The 15223-nt window shown below is 62.4% G+C and carries 26 protein-coding genes; 25 read left to right on the top strand and 1 reads right to left on the bottom strand.

Going from position 1 to position 15223, the window contains the following annotated elements; translation table 11 throughout:
* Positions 1–171: 171 nt before the first annotated feature.
* The gene (locus ACYQ5L_RS32585) at positions 172–939 is read right to left on the bottom strand and encodes a helix-turn-helix domain-containing protein (protein WP_459962024.1); all 768 of its coding nucleotides are present in this window, start codon (positions 937–939) and stop codon (positions 172–174) included.
* A gap of 409 nt (positions 940–1348) precedes the next feature.
* Here ACYQ5L_RS32585 and ACYQ5L_RS32580 point away from each other — a divergent pair, with 409 nt between their 5' ends.
* The 25 genes from ACYQ5L_RS32580 to ACYQ5L_RS32460 all read left to right on the top strand — a co-directional run bounded on the left by ACYQ5L_RS32580 (position 1349) and on the right by ACYQ5L_RS32460 (position 15180).
* Positions 1349–1861 (top strand): helix-turn-helix domain-containing protein, encoded by a 513-nt coding sequence (locus ACYQ5L_RS32580; RefSeq protein ID WP_459962023.1) that lies wholly within the window; start codon positions 1349–1351, stop codon positions 1859–1861.
* Between the two features lie 317 nt (positions 1862–2178).
* Positions 2179–3003 (top strand): RecB family exonuclease, encoded by an 825-nt coding sequence (locus ACYQ5L_RS32575; RefSeq protein ID WP_459962022.1) that lies wholly within the window; start codon positions 2179–2181, stop codon positions 3001–3003.
* Between the two features lie 30 nt (positions 3004–3033).
* Positions 3034–3864 (top strand): AAA family ATPase, encoded by an 831-nt coding sequence (locus ACYQ5L_RS32570; RefSeq protein ID WP_459962021.1) that lies wholly within the window; start codon positions 3034–3036, stop codon positions 3862–3864.
* Positions 3865–3874: 10 nt separating this feature from the next.
* On the top strand, positions 3875–4045 hold the full coding sequence (locus tag ACYQ5L_RS32565; protein ID WP_459962020.1) for a hypothetical protein: 171 nt from the start codon (positions 3875–3877) through the stop codon (positions 4043–4045).
* Positions 4032–4469 (top strand): endonuclease VII domain-containing protein, encoded by a 438-nt coding sequence (locus ACYQ5L_RS32560; RefSeq protein WP_459962018.1) that lies wholly within the window; start codon positions 4032–4034, stop codon positions 4467–4469. Before ACYQ5L_RS32565 ends, ACYQ5L_RS32560 begins: the two co-directional genes overlap by 14 nt.
* A complete protein-coding gene (locus ACYQ5L_RS32555) occupies positions 4470–4715 on the top strand; it encodes a hypothetical protein (RefSeq protein ID WP_459962017.1) in 246 nt (81 codons plus the stop codon).
* Positions 4670–5086 (top strand): CHC2 zinc finger domain-containing protein, encoded by a 417-nt coding sequence (locus tag ACYQ5L_RS32550; protein WP_459962015.1) that lies wholly within the window; start codon positions 4670–4672, stop codon positions 5084–5086. The genes ACYQ5L_RS32555 and ACYQ5L_RS32550 overlap by 46 nt, the downstream gene beginning before the upstream one ends.
* Positions 5010–5564 (top strand): toprim domain-containing protein, encoded by a 555-nt coding sequence (locus ACYQ5L_RS32545; RefSeq protein WP_459962014.1) that lies wholly within the window; start codon positions 5010–5012, stop codon positions 5562–5564. The genes ACYQ5L_RS32550 and ACYQ5L_RS32545 overlap by 77 nt, the downstream gene beginning before the upstream one ends.
* The gene (locus tag ACYQ5L_RS32540; protein ID WP_459962013.1) at positions 5561–5809 is read left to right on the top strand and encodes a glutaredoxin family protein; all 249 of its coding nucleotides are present in this window, start codon (positions 5561–5563) and stop codon (positions 5807–5809) included. The genes ACYQ5L_RS32545 and ACYQ5L_RS32540 overlap by 4 nt, the downstream gene beginning before the upstream one ends.
* A gap of 222 nt (positions 5810–6031) precedes the next feature.
* Entirely contained in the window at positions 6032–6223 is a 192-nt protein-coding gene (locus ACYQ5L_RS32535) for a hypothetical protein (RefSeq protein WP_459962012.1), read from the top strand.
* Complete coding sequence (locus tag ACYQ5L_RS32530; protein WP_459962011.1) at positions 6220–6984, top strand: metallophosphoesterase family protein; 765 nt, start codon at positions 6220–6222, stop codon at positions 6982–6984. The genes ACYQ5L_RS32535 and ACYQ5L_RS32530 overlap by 4 nt, the downstream gene beginning before the upstream one ends.
* Positions 6873–7487, top strand: a complete 615-nt coding sequence (locus ACYQ5L_RS32525) for a DNA cytosine methyltransferase (RefSeq protein WP_459963616.1) — start codon at positions 6873–6875, stop codon at positions 7485–7487. The genes ACYQ5L_RS32530 and ACYQ5L_RS32525 overlap by 112 nt, the downstream gene beginning before the upstream one ends.
* 214 nt (positions 7488–7701) lie before the next feature.
* Positions 7702–7968: a hypothetical protein gene (locus ACYQ5L_RS32520; protein ID WP_459962009.1), complete on the top strand. Its 267-nt coding sequence runs from the start codon at positions 7702–7704 to the stop codon at positions 7966–7968.
* A complete protein-coding gene (locus ACYQ5L_RS32515; RefSeq protein ID WP_459962007.1) occupies positions 7965–8522 on the top strand; it encodes a hypothetical protein in 558 nt (185 codons plus the stop codon). The genes ACYQ5L_RS32520 and ACYQ5L_RS32515 overlap by 4 nt, the downstream gene beginning before the upstream one ends.
* On the top strand, positions 8516–8692 hold the full coding sequence (locus ACYQ5L_RS32510) for a hypothetical protein (protein WP_459962006.1): 177 nt from the start codon (positions 8516–8518) through the stop codon (positions 8690–8692). The genes ACYQ5L_RS32515 and ACYQ5L_RS32510 overlap by 7 nt, the downstream gene beginning before the upstream one ends.
* Positions 8692–10752 (top strand): ribonucleoside-triphosphate reductase, adenosylcobalamin-dependent, encoded by a 2061-nt coding sequence (gene nrdJ / locus ACYQ5L_RS32505; RefSeq protein WP_459962005.1) that lies wholly within the window; start codon positions 8692–8694, stop codon positions 10750–10752. The genes ACYQ5L_RS32510 and nrdJ overlap by 1 nt, the downstream gene beginning before the upstream one ends.
* Positions 10753–10762: 10 nt before the next feature.
* Complete coding sequence (locus ACYQ5L_RS32500) at positions 10763–11212, top strand: hypothetical protein (RefSeq protein ID WP_459962004.1); 450 nt, start codon at positions 10763–10765, stop codon at positions 11210–11212.
* A 61-nt stretch (positions 11213–11273) separates the two neighbouring features.
* Positions 11274–11963: an FAD-dependent thymidylate synthase gene (gene thyX, locus ACYQ5L_RS32495; protein ID WP_459962003.1), complete on the top strand. Its 690-nt coding sequence runs from the start codon at positions 11274–11276 to the stop codon at positions 11961–11963.
* Positions 11960–12190 carry a hypothetical protein gene (locus tag ACYQ5L_RS32490; RefSeq protein ID WP_459962002.1) on the top strand — a complete coding sequence of 77 codons (231 nt, stop codon included), beginning with the start codon at positions 11960–11962 and terminating at the stop codon, positions 12188–12190. The genes thyX and ACYQ5L_RS32490 overlap by 4 nt, the downstream gene beginning before the upstream one ends.
* Entirely contained in the window at positions 12187–12933 is a 747-nt protein-coding gene (locus ACYQ5L_RS32485) for a 3'-5' exonuclease family protein (protein WP_459962001.1), read from the top strand. The genes ACYQ5L_RS32490 and ACYQ5L_RS32485 overlap by 4 nt, the downstream gene beginning before the upstream one ends.
* The gene (locus tag ACYQ5L_RS32480; protein ID WP_459962000.1) at positions 12818–13999 is read left to right on the top strand and encodes a DNA polymerase; all 1182 of its coding nucleotides are present in this window, start codon (positions 12818–12820) and stop codon (positions 13997–13999) included. The genes ACYQ5L_RS32485 and ACYQ5L_RS32480 overlap by 116 nt, the downstream gene beginning before the upstream one ends.
* Positions 13999–14202: a hypothetical protein gene (locus ACYQ5L_RS32475; RefSeq protein WP_459961999.1), complete on the top strand. Its 204-nt coding sequence runs from the start codon at positions 13999–14001 to the stop codon at positions 14200–14202. The genes ACYQ5L_RS32480 and ACYQ5L_RS32475 overlap by 1 nt, the downstream gene beginning before the upstream one ends.
* Positions 14192–14566, top strand: coding sequence for a hypothetical protein (locus ACYQ5L_RS32470; protein WP_459961998.1), 375 nt, complete (start codon positions 14192–14194; stop codon positions 14564–14566). The genes ACYQ5L_RS32475 and ACYQ5L_RS32470 overlap by 11 nt, the downstream gene beginning before the upstream one ends.
* Positions 14559–14957, top strand: coding sequence for a deoxycytidylate deaminase (locus ACYQ5L_RS32465; protein ID WP_459961996.1), 399 nt, complete (start codon positions 14559–14561; stop codon positions 14955–14957). Before ACYQ5L_RS32470 ends, ACYQ5L_RS32465 begins: the two co-directional genes overlap by 8 nt.
* The gene (locus ACYQ5L_RS32460) at positions 14950–15180 is read left to right on the top strand and encodes a hypothetical protein (RefSeq protein ID WP_459961995.1); all 231 of its coding nucleotides are present in this window, start codon (positions 14950–14952) and stop codon (positions 15178–15180) included. Before ACYQ5L_RS32465 ends, ACYQ5L_RS32460 begins: the two co-directional genes overlap by 8 nt.
* The last annotated feature ends 43 nt before the right edge of the window (positions 15181–15223 follow it).

Below are 15223 nucleotides of genomic sequence, written 5' to 3'. Positions count from 1 at the left end.
TCGGCGCGTACGTCGCTCACGGCGTCGGTAACCGAACGATCGTGCTCAGCGACAGGGCGATTCGTCGATACGTTCGCCGGATCATGTAAAGGTTTGAGGCTCGATAACCCCGGCGCCTTCCCTGCGCCGGGGTCCGGCTGTTCGCTGCTATTGACGAGGGATGCAGCGAACTTAGGCCGCCGAAGCGGCTGGTCCGTCGACCGCGGGCACCAGCGAATACACCATCCAGTGACGCCTATCGGGGAACGCCTGGTTGCAAGCGGTGATCGCGTAGGTCTCGATGCTCCCTCGGACGACGTTTCGGATACGGGCCTGCGCGACCGGGCTCATTGGGTCCACGATGTTCGTTGACCACATCGTGTCGAACAGCGGGTCCGCTTCCGAGCACTTGGCGCGGATCTCCTCGATACGGGTCGGCGAGATCGCACTGGGCGCCAACCACTTGAGGCCGAACACGAAGCCGTGAACAACCGTCTTCCAATCCGGGAATACGAGCTTCGCAACCGGATCGGTGAATGCCCATTCAATAAGGTTTGAGCCTGGTTCGAGCCGGGGGAACGTCCGTCTCCAATCCGCGTTCGTCGCCACGACATCGCCCGACGGCAGGTAAACGTACGCCGAGGGCACCTTGATGCAGTCCAAATACGCTTGTTCTTGAGGCGTCACCGGCTTCTGCGACGGCCCGTAGAGACGTCCCAGCAACCCTGGGAACAGGCCGTCGATGAGGAAGTTCCGGTAGTTGAGCGCGACGCCGAGAGCGTCAAAGATCTCTGTGAGGTACTCCAGTCCGGGGGAGCGTGTACCGTTCTCTACCTTCTCAAGCGCCGATAGCGTCTTTGACGTTCGATCTGCGAGTTCCCGAGGCTTGAGCCCGAGCGACTCGCGTCTCTGCCTGATCAGCTGGCCGAGACGTACGACCGATTGCTGTGCATCTTGCACAGTGGAACACCTTCCTTGGTAGTCGGCTCCGCACTTTTTGTGCGGAGATTGTTGACATATACACCCACCTATCGGACGCTGGTCCAGCTGAGTTCCCGGTTCAAACCTGTTTGTGAGCAACACGACAGCAACGAACTGGGGCCAACGCCGATCACGCGAAGCCTGTGTACACCTCCAGAGGCTTGGGGCCGACCCGCGACACGCCGGTCAAGGCCGGATGTTCGAAACTGTGTTCGAGTCGGACTATAGTCGCAACCGGTAGGTCTGTTGCGCGGCGATAGATGGGATGGGGTGAGAAAACCGCCGGGGGGCAAGCCTCTCGGCATGAGGCGACGTTGACATGCGCCGACGTTGAGTGCCAAGCTGTCGAGTTGTGGCTACTCATGAGTCGGGGAATAAGGGCGCAAAAATGAATACCGTTGTAGAAACAAGTCTGTCAGCCGAGCTGGCTCGGAAACTGCACGAAGATGAGGGCATTCCCGTTGTGGATATCGCCCGCATGTTCAACGTGTCACGCACGACGGTGTACAACTACCTTCCACCCAAATCGGAGAAGCGAACCCCGTACCAGGAAGCGCTAGAGCAATTCCCCTGGGAGGTTCCCACGTCTATGCGAAGGTCCGCACCGTACTACCGTATGCGTGAGCACGGCGAGTTCATGGCTACCAACGGCAAGGGGATGAGCGAGGGCAAGTTGGAGCGGCTCCGTAGCTTCTGGAAGAAGCTCCGAGACTTCAACTTGGTGCTTGAGTTCGATCCTTCGTTGCCGAAGATGCCGGGGGTGGCTCCCGCCGGGGGCTTCGCCTTCGTACCTCGTAAGCCCGAGGACAAGAACCGCCTGATCCGTGTGAACGAGCACACAAAGCTGACACCCGAAGGTGAATTGATCTGGGTTCTTCCGAAGGAGGAAGACACCCCCTGATGTAAGGGTGCATCGTTGGTGTTTGTTGAGAGGGCAATCTCGGTCGTTGTAGACAGATTGCCGTGGGTGCGGGCAGTGATCACCGAGTCCGAGCAGGGCGAGGAACTTACCACGTGGCGAAGCACCCGAGTCCCTTCCGGGCACGAAATGCTTGCTCCGGTAACCGTTTTGACGGACGAACCCGGATGTGAGCGGGTCTCCGAAGAGACTGTAGAAGACCCTGAGTTCTTCGGTCTTCGCGCCACGGTCACACGATGGACCCTCCGCGACGTCACGAAAGGCGACGAGTATCTCCTCCACAAGAGAGTGTTCGATGGATGATTGATATAGAACTGAACACGAAGGGGCCGCCCAGACTAGGGCGGTCCCTTTCTGTTTCCCAGCTCAAACAGTACGAGCGCTGCGCCTACGGCTACCGCCTCGGCCGCCTCGAACGGGTCTGGGAACGCCCAGCGGCCTGGCTGCCGCAGGGTACGGCCGTCCACGCGGCGGCCGAAGCGTACGAACGATCCGGTCGAACGATGACCGTCGAACAGATGCAGGAGGTTTACCGGAAGGTCTACGCCGAGGAAGTGGAGAAGTACGCGGCCACTACGCCGAACTTCGAATTCTGGTTCCGCAGTGGGCCATACAAGGGCGAGGTCGATATTGAGCGGCGTTTCCTGCTCGGACTCGAGCAGGTTGCCCGCTACCCGGCCTGGTACGAGAAGTACCCCGATGAGCAGATCTGGATAGCGCCTGACGGCACGCCCGCGATTGAGCTGTTCTTCAAGATCGACCTGGACGGCATCGAGGTTCGCGGCTATATCGACGCGGTGATCCAGTTCCAATCCACCGGCCGCCTGCGAGTGCGAGACACCAAGAGCGGCAAGAGCCCTGGGGACGATCTCCAGCTCGGCGTCTACGCCGTAGCCGTCGCCGAAACGTACGGAGTCGAACCGCCCGCGACCGGCGACTACTGGATGGGCGTCTCGGGCAAGGCAACCAAGCCCTACGACTTGACCCATTGGACCAGAGAGCGGGTCACCGAGGAGTTCCACCGACTCGCCGACAACATCGTGAACGAACGATTCGACCCAGACCCCGAGCAAGCCAAGTGCATGTTCTGCGCGGTGTCAGCGTCGTGTGAGTTCGCCGCCTAGAGCCCCGGTCGATGAGGGACCGGGGCTTTTTTGTGCCCTGAACAGGAGGAACCGAAGGTATACACCCTGCTCCAATCCCAGACAATCCGCGGCGCGGCCGGCAAGCCGTTGCCCAACCCATTTCGAGCCCTGTCGGACAAAGGAACCGAGTTCCTGCGTGGGCAGCTCTCGCTGATCTGCGCGGGGCCTGGTACGGGCAAGAGCCTGTTCGCGCTCACGCTGGCGATCCGATCCAAGGTGCCGACGCTGTATATCAGCGCGGACAGCGACGCATTCACCCAGCTTTCCCGTGCGGTGTCGATCAACACCGGTTGGCCGCTTGAGGATTCAGCGCGACTGGTCCTCTCGGACGGGCTTGACGGCGTGACTGAACAGCTCGCCCAGTCACCGATCCGGTTCGTCTACGACGGTTCTCCCACGCTTGAGGTCATCGACCGCAACATGCTCGCGTACGAGGAGACCTACGGGGATTTCCCGGATCTTGTGATTGTCGACAACATTTCCGACTGCTCTGTAGAGGGCAGCGCGGACGACGCGCACACCGGTCTTGAGGCGCTCGCCAGCTATCTGCACACCATGGCCCGCGAGTCGGGCGCACATGTCTCCGCGTTGCATCACGTCACCGGCCCGTACAACGACGCGAACAAACCCATCCCCCTGTCCGGTGTGAAAGGCCAGATCGGACGCACGCCCGAGATGATCCTCACCATGTTCAAGCCGACCAACGAGTTCGGCGACCCGGACAGATTGTGTGTATCCACCGTGAAGAACCGAGGCGGCAAAGCCGATGCCTCGGGCCTCGATTTCGCTGAGCTGGAATGGCTCGGCGACACCGCGACTATCCGCGACATCCACCGATAGGAGACCCCACATGTTCAACGTCACCGTGCCTTCGACGGTTGCCGAGCTGTACGAAGACATGCTCACCCGCCTGAAGCTCATGGCGCTGGCTGCGAAGATCCAGATGCGGGCGCACGATGACCTTGCCGCCCGTGTCGGCAAGCTCGAAGCCCAGGTAGGCAAGCTGGTTGCCGCCGAGTAAGAAGCGCTGCAAAGACTGTGAGGCCGAGGGTGTCACCACCCGACGCCCGGCCAACTACCCCGGCCCGCGCTGTGCTTCACACCATCGCCAGCGCCGCGCCGCAACCCGCGAGACGGCCCATGGTCGGCACTTGGAAACCACGTACGGAATCACCAAGGCCGAGTATCAGGCGATCCTTGCCCACCAGGGTGGTAAGTGCGCCATCTGCCAGCGAGCAACCGGCGCTCGGCGACGTCTCGCGGTCGACCACTCGCACGCTGACGGAACCGTACGCGGGGCGCTCTGCAAGCCCTGTAACCGAAATGTGCTGGGGCACTTGCGAGATGACCCCGCCGCGTTCCGGCGGGCGATCGACTACCTAACCCATCCACCGGCGTACCGAGTCATCGGCCGCCGGGTCGCACCCATCCACGAAGGAACCTAAATGCAGCTGACCTACACCCGCGACTGGCTTCGTCAGGGCGATCAATCGAAGCTCTACCTCGCCGAAATCTACACGGCGGAAACGAAATACAACTACGAAGTCCGGAATGGCTTCGATTGGACCGTGACCGTCAAGGACGGCGCAAACACGGTGATCCTCGGCAAGAGCTGGGAGCCGACGCAGGCTGAGGCCGAACGGAAGTGCGAGGAGACCATCGCCCGGCGCCACGCAATCCACTGGTCGTGATCAGCAAAGTCATTCAGCACTACTACCCCGAGTGGGAGCCGCCCGAGGACCGCAGCACCTTCAACAAGACGTGCTGCCCGTTCCACGGCGAGAGTCGCCCCTCGGCAACCGTCAACTTCGATGACGGTCGATTCCACTGTTTCGCGTGCGGCGTGAAAGGCGACGCGATCGACATCGTTCGACATGAGGAGGGAGTCAGCTTCGCAGAGGCTAAGCGCCGTACAGCGGAAATCACTGGAGGAGGCGACCCTCCAGTACGCCAAAAGCCTGCCGGGAACCCCGGCCGCCGAGTATTTGGACAGCAGGGGACTACTCGACCCCGACAATCCCCAGCTGCTCGGCTACGTGGAGGCGCCTCTCCCTGGGCATGACCACTTCGCCGGGATGATCTCCATCCCGTATCTGCGCCGCCTTCCCGGCGGCAGGCTCACCGTGGTCTCAATCCGATTCAGGTGTGCTGCCGCGGAATGCGAGCACAAAGGCCACGGCAAATACATGACCGAGCCAGGCGACAGGCCGAGGCTTTACAACACCCCGGATCTGCTCGTTCCCGCGAAGCGGATCGCCATCACAGAAGGCGAATTCGACGCCATCGCAGCCCATGAGGCCGGAGTGCCGGCCGTGGGCGTCCCTGGCTCTACATCGTGGCAATCGTGGTTCCGGGAGCCGTTCCTCGGCTACGAGGTGGTCTACATCCTCGCCGACGGCGACGACCCCGGCCGGAAGTTCGCGGGCTCGATCGCCAAGCAACTGCCGAACGCTCGGATCGTGCAATACCCGAAGGGCCACGACACGAATTCGTTCGTCCAAGAGCACGGCGCAGACGCCTTGCTGGAAAGGATCTCTTGAACCGCAAGCACGTTCGCGTGTACACCCTGCCCGACTGCCAGCCCTGCAAGCTCACGAAAGCCTGGCTCGACCGCGAGGGCATCGAGTACACCGAGATCGCCGCCGACCACCCAGCGGCGGCCGACTACCTGAAGTTCCGCCTCGGCGCCCAGAGCGCCCCGGTTGTCGAAGTGCTCGACCGCGAAGACCACTGGATCGGATTCCGGCCCGAGAAGCTCAAGGAGCTGAAAGCCGCATGGCGCTAATCGAATTCGATGACGAGTTCTTGTTCTGCTCGGACTCCGGATGCGACTGCCACCTCGAAGACATGCTCTACGAAGGCGTCTACGACTACGACCCTGACGAGGAGATCTAGCGATGCCTCCGTTCTTGTGGTTCCTGCTACTGCTCAACATCCTGATAGGAGTGCTCACCTGAGCGACGCAATCAATCCCTCTCACTACCAAGGCTTTTCGAACGGCGCGCAGATGATCGACATCAGCGAGAACCTGACGCCGAACGCTGCTCAGGCCGTGCAGTACATCGGCCGTTCGTGCCGTCTCGACGGCAACAACAAAGGTGACACCCTCGAAGACCTGAACAAAGCGCTGTGGTTCATCCGCCGCGAACTGGGCCGGATCACCGAACTATCGAAGCGAGATCCGGCGGTGACTCGTTGACCCGTCGAATCGTCATCATCTCCGATACCCAGATCCCTTACACAGACTGGAAAGCCGTACGGGCCGTGATCCAGTACATCGGCGACACTCAGCCGGACGAAGTGATCCATATCGGTGATGTGGTCGACTTCCCGCAGCCGTCGCGGTGGTCGAAAGGCACTGCGGCCGAGTTCGAGGGCAGCGTTTTCGAGGACGCCGAGGTCACCAAGAAGCGCCTGCTCGAACCGCTGCGCGAAGTCTACGACGGCCCGATCGGATGCCACGAGGGCAATCACGATTCCCGCCCGCGCGAGTACCTCTCGAAGTACGCGCCAGCGCTCGCCGAGAGCGGAGCGTTCGACCTGCCGACGCTGCTCGACTTCGAGAACTACGGTGTCGAGCTGCTGCCCGACTTCTATCCCGTTGCGCCGGGCTGGATTTCGACTCACGGCCACCGTGGCGGAATTCGCCTCACCCAAAAGGCTGGCAGCACCGCCGCGAACGCGGTAGCCCGCTTCAACACGAGCGTGATCATGGGGCACACCCACCGACAGGGCTTGGTGCCGCAGACGACCGGGTTCGGTGCAAAGACCACCACCCGCTACGGCGTGGAGGTCGGGCATCTGATGGACATGTCCAAGGCGCAGTATCTCAAGGGGGCTACGGCAAACTGGCAACTCGGCTTCGCCCTCCTGACCGTGGACGGCAATCACGTCCACCCCCAGCTTGTTCCGATCACGAACAAGCGGTTCACCGTGGACGGTGTTACCTGGAAGCTCTGAGAATCGGAAGCCTTTGCTCCGGGATTCTCGGGCTGGACGCGGCAGTTGAGCGGGTGTTCGCTGGTCGGCTCACGTGGGTAGCCGACAACGATCCCCACGCCTCCAAGCTGCTGTATCGGTATCACCCGGAGATCCCGAACCTTGGCGATATCACCCAGATTGATTGGTCTCAGGTTGCGCCCGTCGACATTTTGACCGCGGGCTACCCGTGCCAGCCGTTCAGCGTCGCTGGCTTGCACAAAGGAGAGAATGACCCACGCCACCTGTGGCCCTACGTCCGGACGGCCATCGCTCATCTACGACCGAGGTATGCGGTCCTGGAAAATGTTCCGGGGCACGTGCGCCGAGGCTTCTCCGAAGTCCTCGGAGACCTTGCCGAAATCGGGTTTGATGCGCGGTGGGCGTGTGTACCCGCTGCCGACGTCGGAGCGCCGCACAGACGAGAGCGGCTCTTCATCCTTGCTACCGACGCCTCTCGCTCGGGACGGCCGGACCGGGAGTAACCCGTCCCAGGAAAAGCGGAAGTCCCCTCCGATCACCTGCATTCAGGCATACCTGCCGACACCTACCGCGAGCGAAAGCACCGGAGGGTCCACCTCACGCGGCGGCGGCACAGATCTCAGATCCGAGGCCGCATACCTGGCAACGCCGCAGTCGCGGGACGGTAAGGGCTTACCGAGCGCCACGTACAACCTGAAGTCGCTGTGCCGCGATGTCATGGACCCCGATTGGGGCAAGTACGCCGAGGTGATTGCCCGCTGGGAGCGGATCACGCGACCGGCGCCCTCGCCAGCGGAGCCCAACAAAAACGGAAGACCCAGGGTTACAACACTTTTCGTTGAGTGGATGATGGGCTTCCCGGCGGGATATGTGACCGGTCTCAGGCTGGCGTACAAGCCACAAATCAAGCTGCTCGGCAACGCGGTGATGCCGCTACAGGCCGAGTACGCGCTCCGAATTCTGTTGGAAGACAAGGATATTTGACCGTCGAACACCTAAAGAAGCTGATCGACCGCGCCGCGGGCGCAGTCGAACGTGAATGGCCCGGCGTCATCGACGCCGAAGACCTCGCCCAGGAACTCTGGGTTTGGATTCTCGAACGCCCCTCGGTGCAAAAGAAGTTCGCCGAGTCGAACGACTACCTGATCTACCGGCTTCTGACCCGGCACGGCAACGCTATCGCCTCCGAGGCCGCATCGAACCGTCACCGGTTCGCGGGCACCGTGTTCTACGGGTCCGAGGAAGTCCGCCAGGCGCTCAAGGGCAACGCGTTGTCTCACGACCTGATAGACGACCTCGAGCCCGCGATGGAGACGCTCAAGGCAACAAACCCGCGATACGCCGATGCGTTGCGCCGCCGGTTCGGCGAGCGGGAGAAGGGCGTAGACAAGCACGACGTCTACCGAGCCGTGCTCGCGCTGACCGAGGAAATGAACCGAGTTGCTCGCGCCCGTCGCGCCGAGCACGAGGAAGGGCCGGGAACCCGGCCGGTGCTCTCCAATGCCACCGCTCAGGCCGTTACCGGCGGTGAGTGGTGATCCGAGACATCTTCGAGGCCGAGTTCAACGGAACCGGCGGAATCGAACAGTACCGCTCGTGGGTGTTCCCGGACCTTCACCCGAACGAGAAACCGGCCCGCCTTGAGAACTGGCCGAATCAGGACATCGAAATGTATTGCGGAACAAGGGAGTTGAACACTCATTGCTGATGACCGAAACCGGCAAGACGGTCTACGAGCGCACGTACGCGCGGACCCTGCCGGACGGGACCAAAGAAGTGTGGGGCCAAACCGCTGAGCGGGTAGTGGCCGGCAACCTCGCGTTGGTCGATGAGCGGTACCACCAGCCGGGCGAACGCGAACACCTGATTCGCATGATCAGCGAGTTCAAGCTGTTGCCAGCAGGTCGGCACCTGTGGGCTTCGGGCGTGAAAAACGCTCAGCACCTTATGAACTGCTGGGTGAGCGGCTGGTACGAAAAGCCGTCTGACCACTTCCATTTCACCTTCATGAGGCTGATGGAAGGCGGCGGAGTCGGTGCGAACTACAGTAACCGACACCTTGAGCACTACCCCGAAGTTGAGAACGAACTCCGGGTGCATATCGTCTGCGACCCAGGCCACCAGGACTACGACGAGATGAAGGCGGCGGAAGTCCTATCCGAGGAATACACCTCGGACTGGCCGGGCGCGTTCCAGATCGAGGACAGCCGAGAAGGCTGGGCCGATGCCCTGGTCGACCTGATCGACACCCATTACCGCGAAGGCGTGAAGAACCAGAACCGCGTCTACGACGTCAGCAGGGTTCGTCCGGCCGGTGCGCGGCTGCTGACCTTCGGCGGCCGAGCCTCCGGGCCGCTGCCGTTGGCGAAAATGCTGCACGCGGTGGCCGGGGTCATGTCTCAGCAGGATCGCCAGCAGCTCGACGGAATAAGCGCCATGGAGATTGACCACGCCATCGCGAAATGCGTTGTCGCTGGCGGTGTTCGGCGCTCGGCGCGCATGTCGATCATGCATTGGGATGACCCGCAGATTTTGGAGTTCATCCGGAGCAAGACAGGTAGTACGCCCGAAGGCGAGATGCCGCATTGGACGACCAACATCTCTGTAGAGGTGGACGCGGAGTTCTGGCGCCACCTCGAAGGCGGCCTAACGGTCAGCGCGAAGCGGCGCGACCATGCCCTAGAGGTGCTCGAATTGCTCGCCGAGGGGGCTCTCCTCAACGGTGAGCCAGGAATCTGGGATAGTTCGCTGTCCAACGAGGGCGAACCGACTCCGATCCTGGCAACGAACCCGTGCGGGGAAATCACGCTCCAGGCCAGTGAGCCTTGCAATCTCGGCCATGTGAACCTAGCCGCGTTCGTGCGTGAAGACGGCTCGGTCGACCATGAGGATTTGTTCCTCGCGCACGTGCTGATGACGCGGTTTCTGATCAGGGCGACGTTCACCCAGGTTTCGGACCCGAAGTCCCGCGAGGTGCTCGACAGGAATCGCAGGATCGGCGTTGGACACCTCGGCGTCGCGAGCTACCTCGCGATGATCGGAGTCCCGTACTCCGCAGCGCCGACCGATCGGCGTTTCCGGGCGTTCCTCCAGGATTGGGCCGAGTTGGTGGACGAAGCCGCCATCGCGTACGCCCACGAGCTGAGAATCCCTGTACCCGTTAAGAAGAGGACCGTTGCACCGACCGGAACAGTGTCGAAGTTGTGTGGTGTGTCGGAGGGGATTCACCCCATCTTTTCGAGGTACTTCATCCGTCGAATCCGTTTCAGCACAGTCGATCCCGACCAGATGGAGAAGGTCCAGCAGTACCGCGAGCAGGGGTACAACGTCGTGGACGATATCTACGCGGCGAACACGGTCGTCGTGGAGATCCCGACTCAAGACACCCTGGTTGAACAGGTGGAGCGTATCCACGCCGATCCGCTCCGGCCGTATGGCGAAGCCGCTGATGTGCTGGTGGAATCCGCCGATGAGCTGACCCTCGATCAGCTCTTGGCGTTCCAGCGTCTCTACCAGGAACTCTGGGCCGACAACGCAGTCAGCTTCACGGCGAATTTCTCCCCCGAGAAGTACACCGCCCAGGACATCGCAGCCACGATCCGCCGGTATGGCGGAAAGCTCAAGGGAAGCACCATCTTCCCCGAGGCTTCCATGCCGCTCAGCCCTTACGAGCGGATCACCAAAGAGCAGTTCGAACAGGCCACGGCGACACAGATCGCTGATGGCGTGGACGAGGAATGCGCCTCTGGCGCTTGCCCAATCAAGTAAAGGAACCCGTTTGAACAACCCGTTCGACAACGCCCCGGCCGCCGATACCCAGGAGGACGCCCCCGTGACCGAGACCAAGCCTGCTGCCCGTCCGGTCGTGGACAGTGACGGCAAGATCGTGGTGACCTTCAAGGCCGGTGCGGGCTTCGATGCCCCGTGGATCGTGATCCACGCCGATTCGATCGCGGACGCAGCCGCTCAGATCGGCAAGGAGCTGTACAAGCTCATGGAGGACACCGCCAAGGCCGCAGAGCATTTCAAGTCGCTGGCACCGGCTAAGGCCGGCCCGGCGGCTCGGCCGGCACCGGCCGCCAAGCCTGCCTATCAGCAGGCACCGGCCAACGCGCCGGAATGCCCTCCGGGCTGGGAATTCAAGTCCGGCGTGAACAAGACCAGCGGCAAGGCTTGGAAGGGGTACTTCCCTCCGCGCGGCTCGGACGAAAAGCCGATGTTCTTCTGATCCACTGACCACCTTCGAGGGCCGTCCATATGGGCGGCCCTCGCCGCATCTCTAGGAACCCTTGACCGCGATCCAGTTCACCGACCGTTCCACGGTCGAACTCATCAAGACCGATTTCGCCGACGAATGGCCGGTACTGGCCGCCCGGACATCCACGCTCGGAGCGAAGTCGACGCCCGAGGAACGAGAGGGCCTGATCGACTGCCTGATCCGTGAGCGGCATGGAGTGCCGTTCGAGCACATGCACATCAGCTACCGGGTGACTACACCGATCTTCGTTTGGCGCCAGATAGTGAAACATCGTGCGGGCGTGAGCCTCTCGGAGGAATCAGGCCGCTACCGAGAGCTTGAACCCGAGTTCTACGTTCTGCCGCCCAGTCGGCCAGTCTCCCAGACCGGAAAGCCCATGGCCTACCAGTTCGAGCAGGGCGACGACAACCAGTTCATGACCGCGTGCGCCGCTCAGGCGAGCGCGGGCTCGTTCTGCTGGTACCTCTACGAGAACCAGCTCAAGATGGGCATCGCTCGGGAGGTCGCCCGAATGGTGCTGCCGCTCAACACGATGAGCACCGGCATCCTGACCTTCAACGCCCGATCACTAATGCACTTCCTTCAGCTTCGAACCGAAGCCGCGGGCTCGCACCCGCAATTCGAGATTGCCCGCGTTGCCGAACAGCTCGCGGTTCACCCTGCGAGCGCCGCACCTATCACCTTCGAGTCCTTCATCAAGCACGGGAGCATTGCACCTTGACCACCGCCGAAACCTCCTACCTGTACCACCGCATCGAAGAACTAGAGGCCGAGAACGCCGCGCTGAAGGCCAAGTTCGACAACCGCAAGAAGCTCAGCCCCGATGACGTGCGCTGGATTCGACGGCTGTACAAGAGCGCCCGCGCGACTCAGGCCGAGCTAGCCGACATGTACAAGGTCAGCGGCCCCACCATCAGCCGGACTGTCCGGGGGGTCTACCACGCGTGAAGATCCACCCGTACCGGCTGGAAGGTGAACGGGTCACGGTGCGGGTAGTGGAGACTCATGCCGACGTGGATCGGTTCTGGCAATGGCTCAAGGCCAACGTCAGCCGCCCGCTCGGCGTCGACTCCGAAACCACTGGACTCGACATCTACTCAGACGGATTCGCCCTCCGCACAGTCCAATTCGGAGACACCCGCGAAGCCTGGGTTCTCCCCGTCGAAGCCCGTGCCGGCCTCCGCGACGCGGCGCGGGATGCGCTGAAAATCATCGAACGGCCGATTATCCACAACGCCAGCTTCGACATCCAGGTCTTCGAGCGGCATCTCGGTATACGGGCGGAATCCCTGTGGCCGAGAGTGATCGACACCCGGATATTGGCACACCTGATTGACCCACGGGGACAAGAGGAAGGCGGTATCGGCCACGGCCTCGAAGCCCTCACCCGCGCCTACATCGACCCCGTTGCCGCCGAAGAGGTCAAAGGGCTCATGTCCAAGCTCGCCAAAGCTCACAAGGTCAGTAAAGACCAGATCTGGGCGCGGATAGACCTGGATCACCCGGAATACGAGCTGTACGCCGGAGTGGACACTCTTCTGGCGTGTCGCCTGTACCACCGGCTAGGACCCCCTGGTGCCGAAGGAATCACGGCATCTCATCGCCTACGAGCACGACGTAGCCCGCGTGTGCGCCGCGATGGAACGCACCGGATTCCTCCTGGACGTGCCATACACCGAGACCCTCTCTGATGAGCTGCTGGCTCAAGAGGAGGAGGCGACGCTCCATGCGCTCGCGTTCTTCGGAGTCGAATCGGTCAACAGCACCGAGGAAGTTGCCGAGGTGCTCGAAGAACTCGGCGTTCGGATCGGGGAACGGACCCCGACCGGGAAACGCAAGGTCGACAAGGTTCTCTTGGAGAAGCTCGCCGAGGACTCCCCGGCACTGGGAAGTGTCGGGCATCTGGTGGCTGCTGTCACCGAGGCAAAGAAGGCTCGGAAGTGGCGAAAGACCTGGTTGGAGGCGTTCCTCGACGGCCGCGACGCGGCCGACCGGGTGCACCCGTCGATCAACCCCCTCCGCGCCCGAACGGCGCGAATGTCGATCAGCGGCATTCCGGCACAGACGCTTCCGTCTGGCGACTGGACGATTCGCCGAGCGTTCATCGCCAAGCCCGGTCACTCGATCGTCTCGATTGACTATGCGGCACAAGAGCTTCGGGTTCTGGCGGCATTGTCCGGTGACCGAACGATGATGGCGGCGTTCGCCGAGGGCAAGGATCTGCACCAGATCACCGCCGACGCGGCGGGCGTTGGCCGAGCGGTAGGCAAGATGACGAACTTCTTGCAGGTCTACGGCGGCGGCCCGCCGACCCTGGCGGGAAAGGCGGACATCGACGTAGGCACCGCGAAGCGGGTCTTCGCAGGCTTCGCCCGGACCTACCCCCAGGTCGCAACCTTCTCGAAGCGGCTCCAGAAGATCGCCAAGGACCAGGGCTACATCACCACCCGAACCGGCCGACGGCTTCCCGTCGACCGCGACCGTGGGTACAGCGCCCTCAACTACATGGTGCAGAGCACCAGTCGCGATGTGACTTGCCGCGGGTTGCTCGCGCTGGACGAGGCGGGGTTCACCCCGTACTTGCTCCTGCCCGTGCATGACGAGGTGATTGCCGAAGTGCCGGCCGAACACGCGGAGTGGGGCGCCCGAGAGATCGCCCGTCACCTGCGGATGGAACTCAACGGCGTGGTGATCGACACCGACGCCGAGGTCTACGGCGAGAGCTGGGGCCATGGATACATGAAAGAAGCTGCCTAGTGAAAAAGACTGTGGCCGTTGGCATTCTGGCCCTCGGTGTGTTCACTCTGTCCGCCTGTTCCCCGGCGGCGAAGGACATCACCAACGTTCAGGTGAAGAACGTCCCGGTCCCCGGCCAGAAGCCGGTGACCTGTGTCGTGGTCGACCTCCAGAACGAGGATGGCGTAGCCGTCTCCTGCGACTGGGAGGGACGTGGACGCTAGGGAATTCGTAGACGAGCTGTACAAGGTCTGGGCACAGACCAGTGAGGCCGAGGCCGGACTCTGGGCCTACGAGCCGAACAACGAGATCGGCGGATGGGAAGTTCGGTGCGTTCCTGCCGAGGGCAGCGCCCGAAAGACCGCGCCGGACGGCAAGATCCCGATCGCGGATTTCGTCACCGAGGCTGACGCCCGATTCATTGCCTCCATCCATGCCGCGATCCCGGATCTCGTCCGCGAGATTCACGAGACGCTGGACGAGAACGAGCGCCTGGACCAAGAACGAGACCAGATCGCCTCGGAGCTGTTCGAAGCGGGCCTAGAGATCCAGCGCCTTCGGCGAGACCTTGAGGTACTGCGTGGCTAAGCCCTCGTTCGATGAGTACTTCATGGGCTTCGCCGAGCACGCGAAGACCCGTTCATCTTGTGTCCGTTCGAAAGTCGGAGCTGTTATCGCGAAGAACAACCGGCTACGGGGGTCGGGGTACAACGATGCCCCGCCCGGTATGCCTGGCTGTGAAGCGTGCCCTCGGCGCCTGTCCGGCGTCGAGCCGGGCAGCTCGTACGACACCGGAGCGGGCGCGTGCGTGGCCTGCCACGCCGAAGCGAACGCCCTGCTCGATGCCAATCGTGACGACCTGATCGGCGCAACCCTCTATATCACCCGGCCGCCGTGCGACGGCTGCCTCAAGCTCATCCAAGCCTCTGGCGTGGCCCGGATCGTGTATCCGGGCTCGGAAGGAACCATCAATGACTAACCGCGACAAGAAGAAGCGCGAAACCCGCAGCGGCTACAACGTGACCGCCCCGGCCTATGCCACCTATCCGAACCTGACGACCTACTACGACGCCCCGAGCGGCATCACCTACACCGAAGTGACTCCCAGCTCGTGTGACTCGTCCTCCAGCTCGTACAGCTCCAGCAGCTCGTACGACTCGGGCAGCTCGTACAGCGGAGGCTGCGACTCCGGCGGCTTCTGATGTCGTCTCAATTCTGGTTCTCGGCCGGTGCCCTCACCGGCTT

It is taken from the genome of Nocardia sp. IFM 10818 (genome assembly GCF_054655275.1).
Note: the sequence above shows the minus strand (reverse complement) of the source record. Positions and strands in the feature narration are given on the sequence as shown.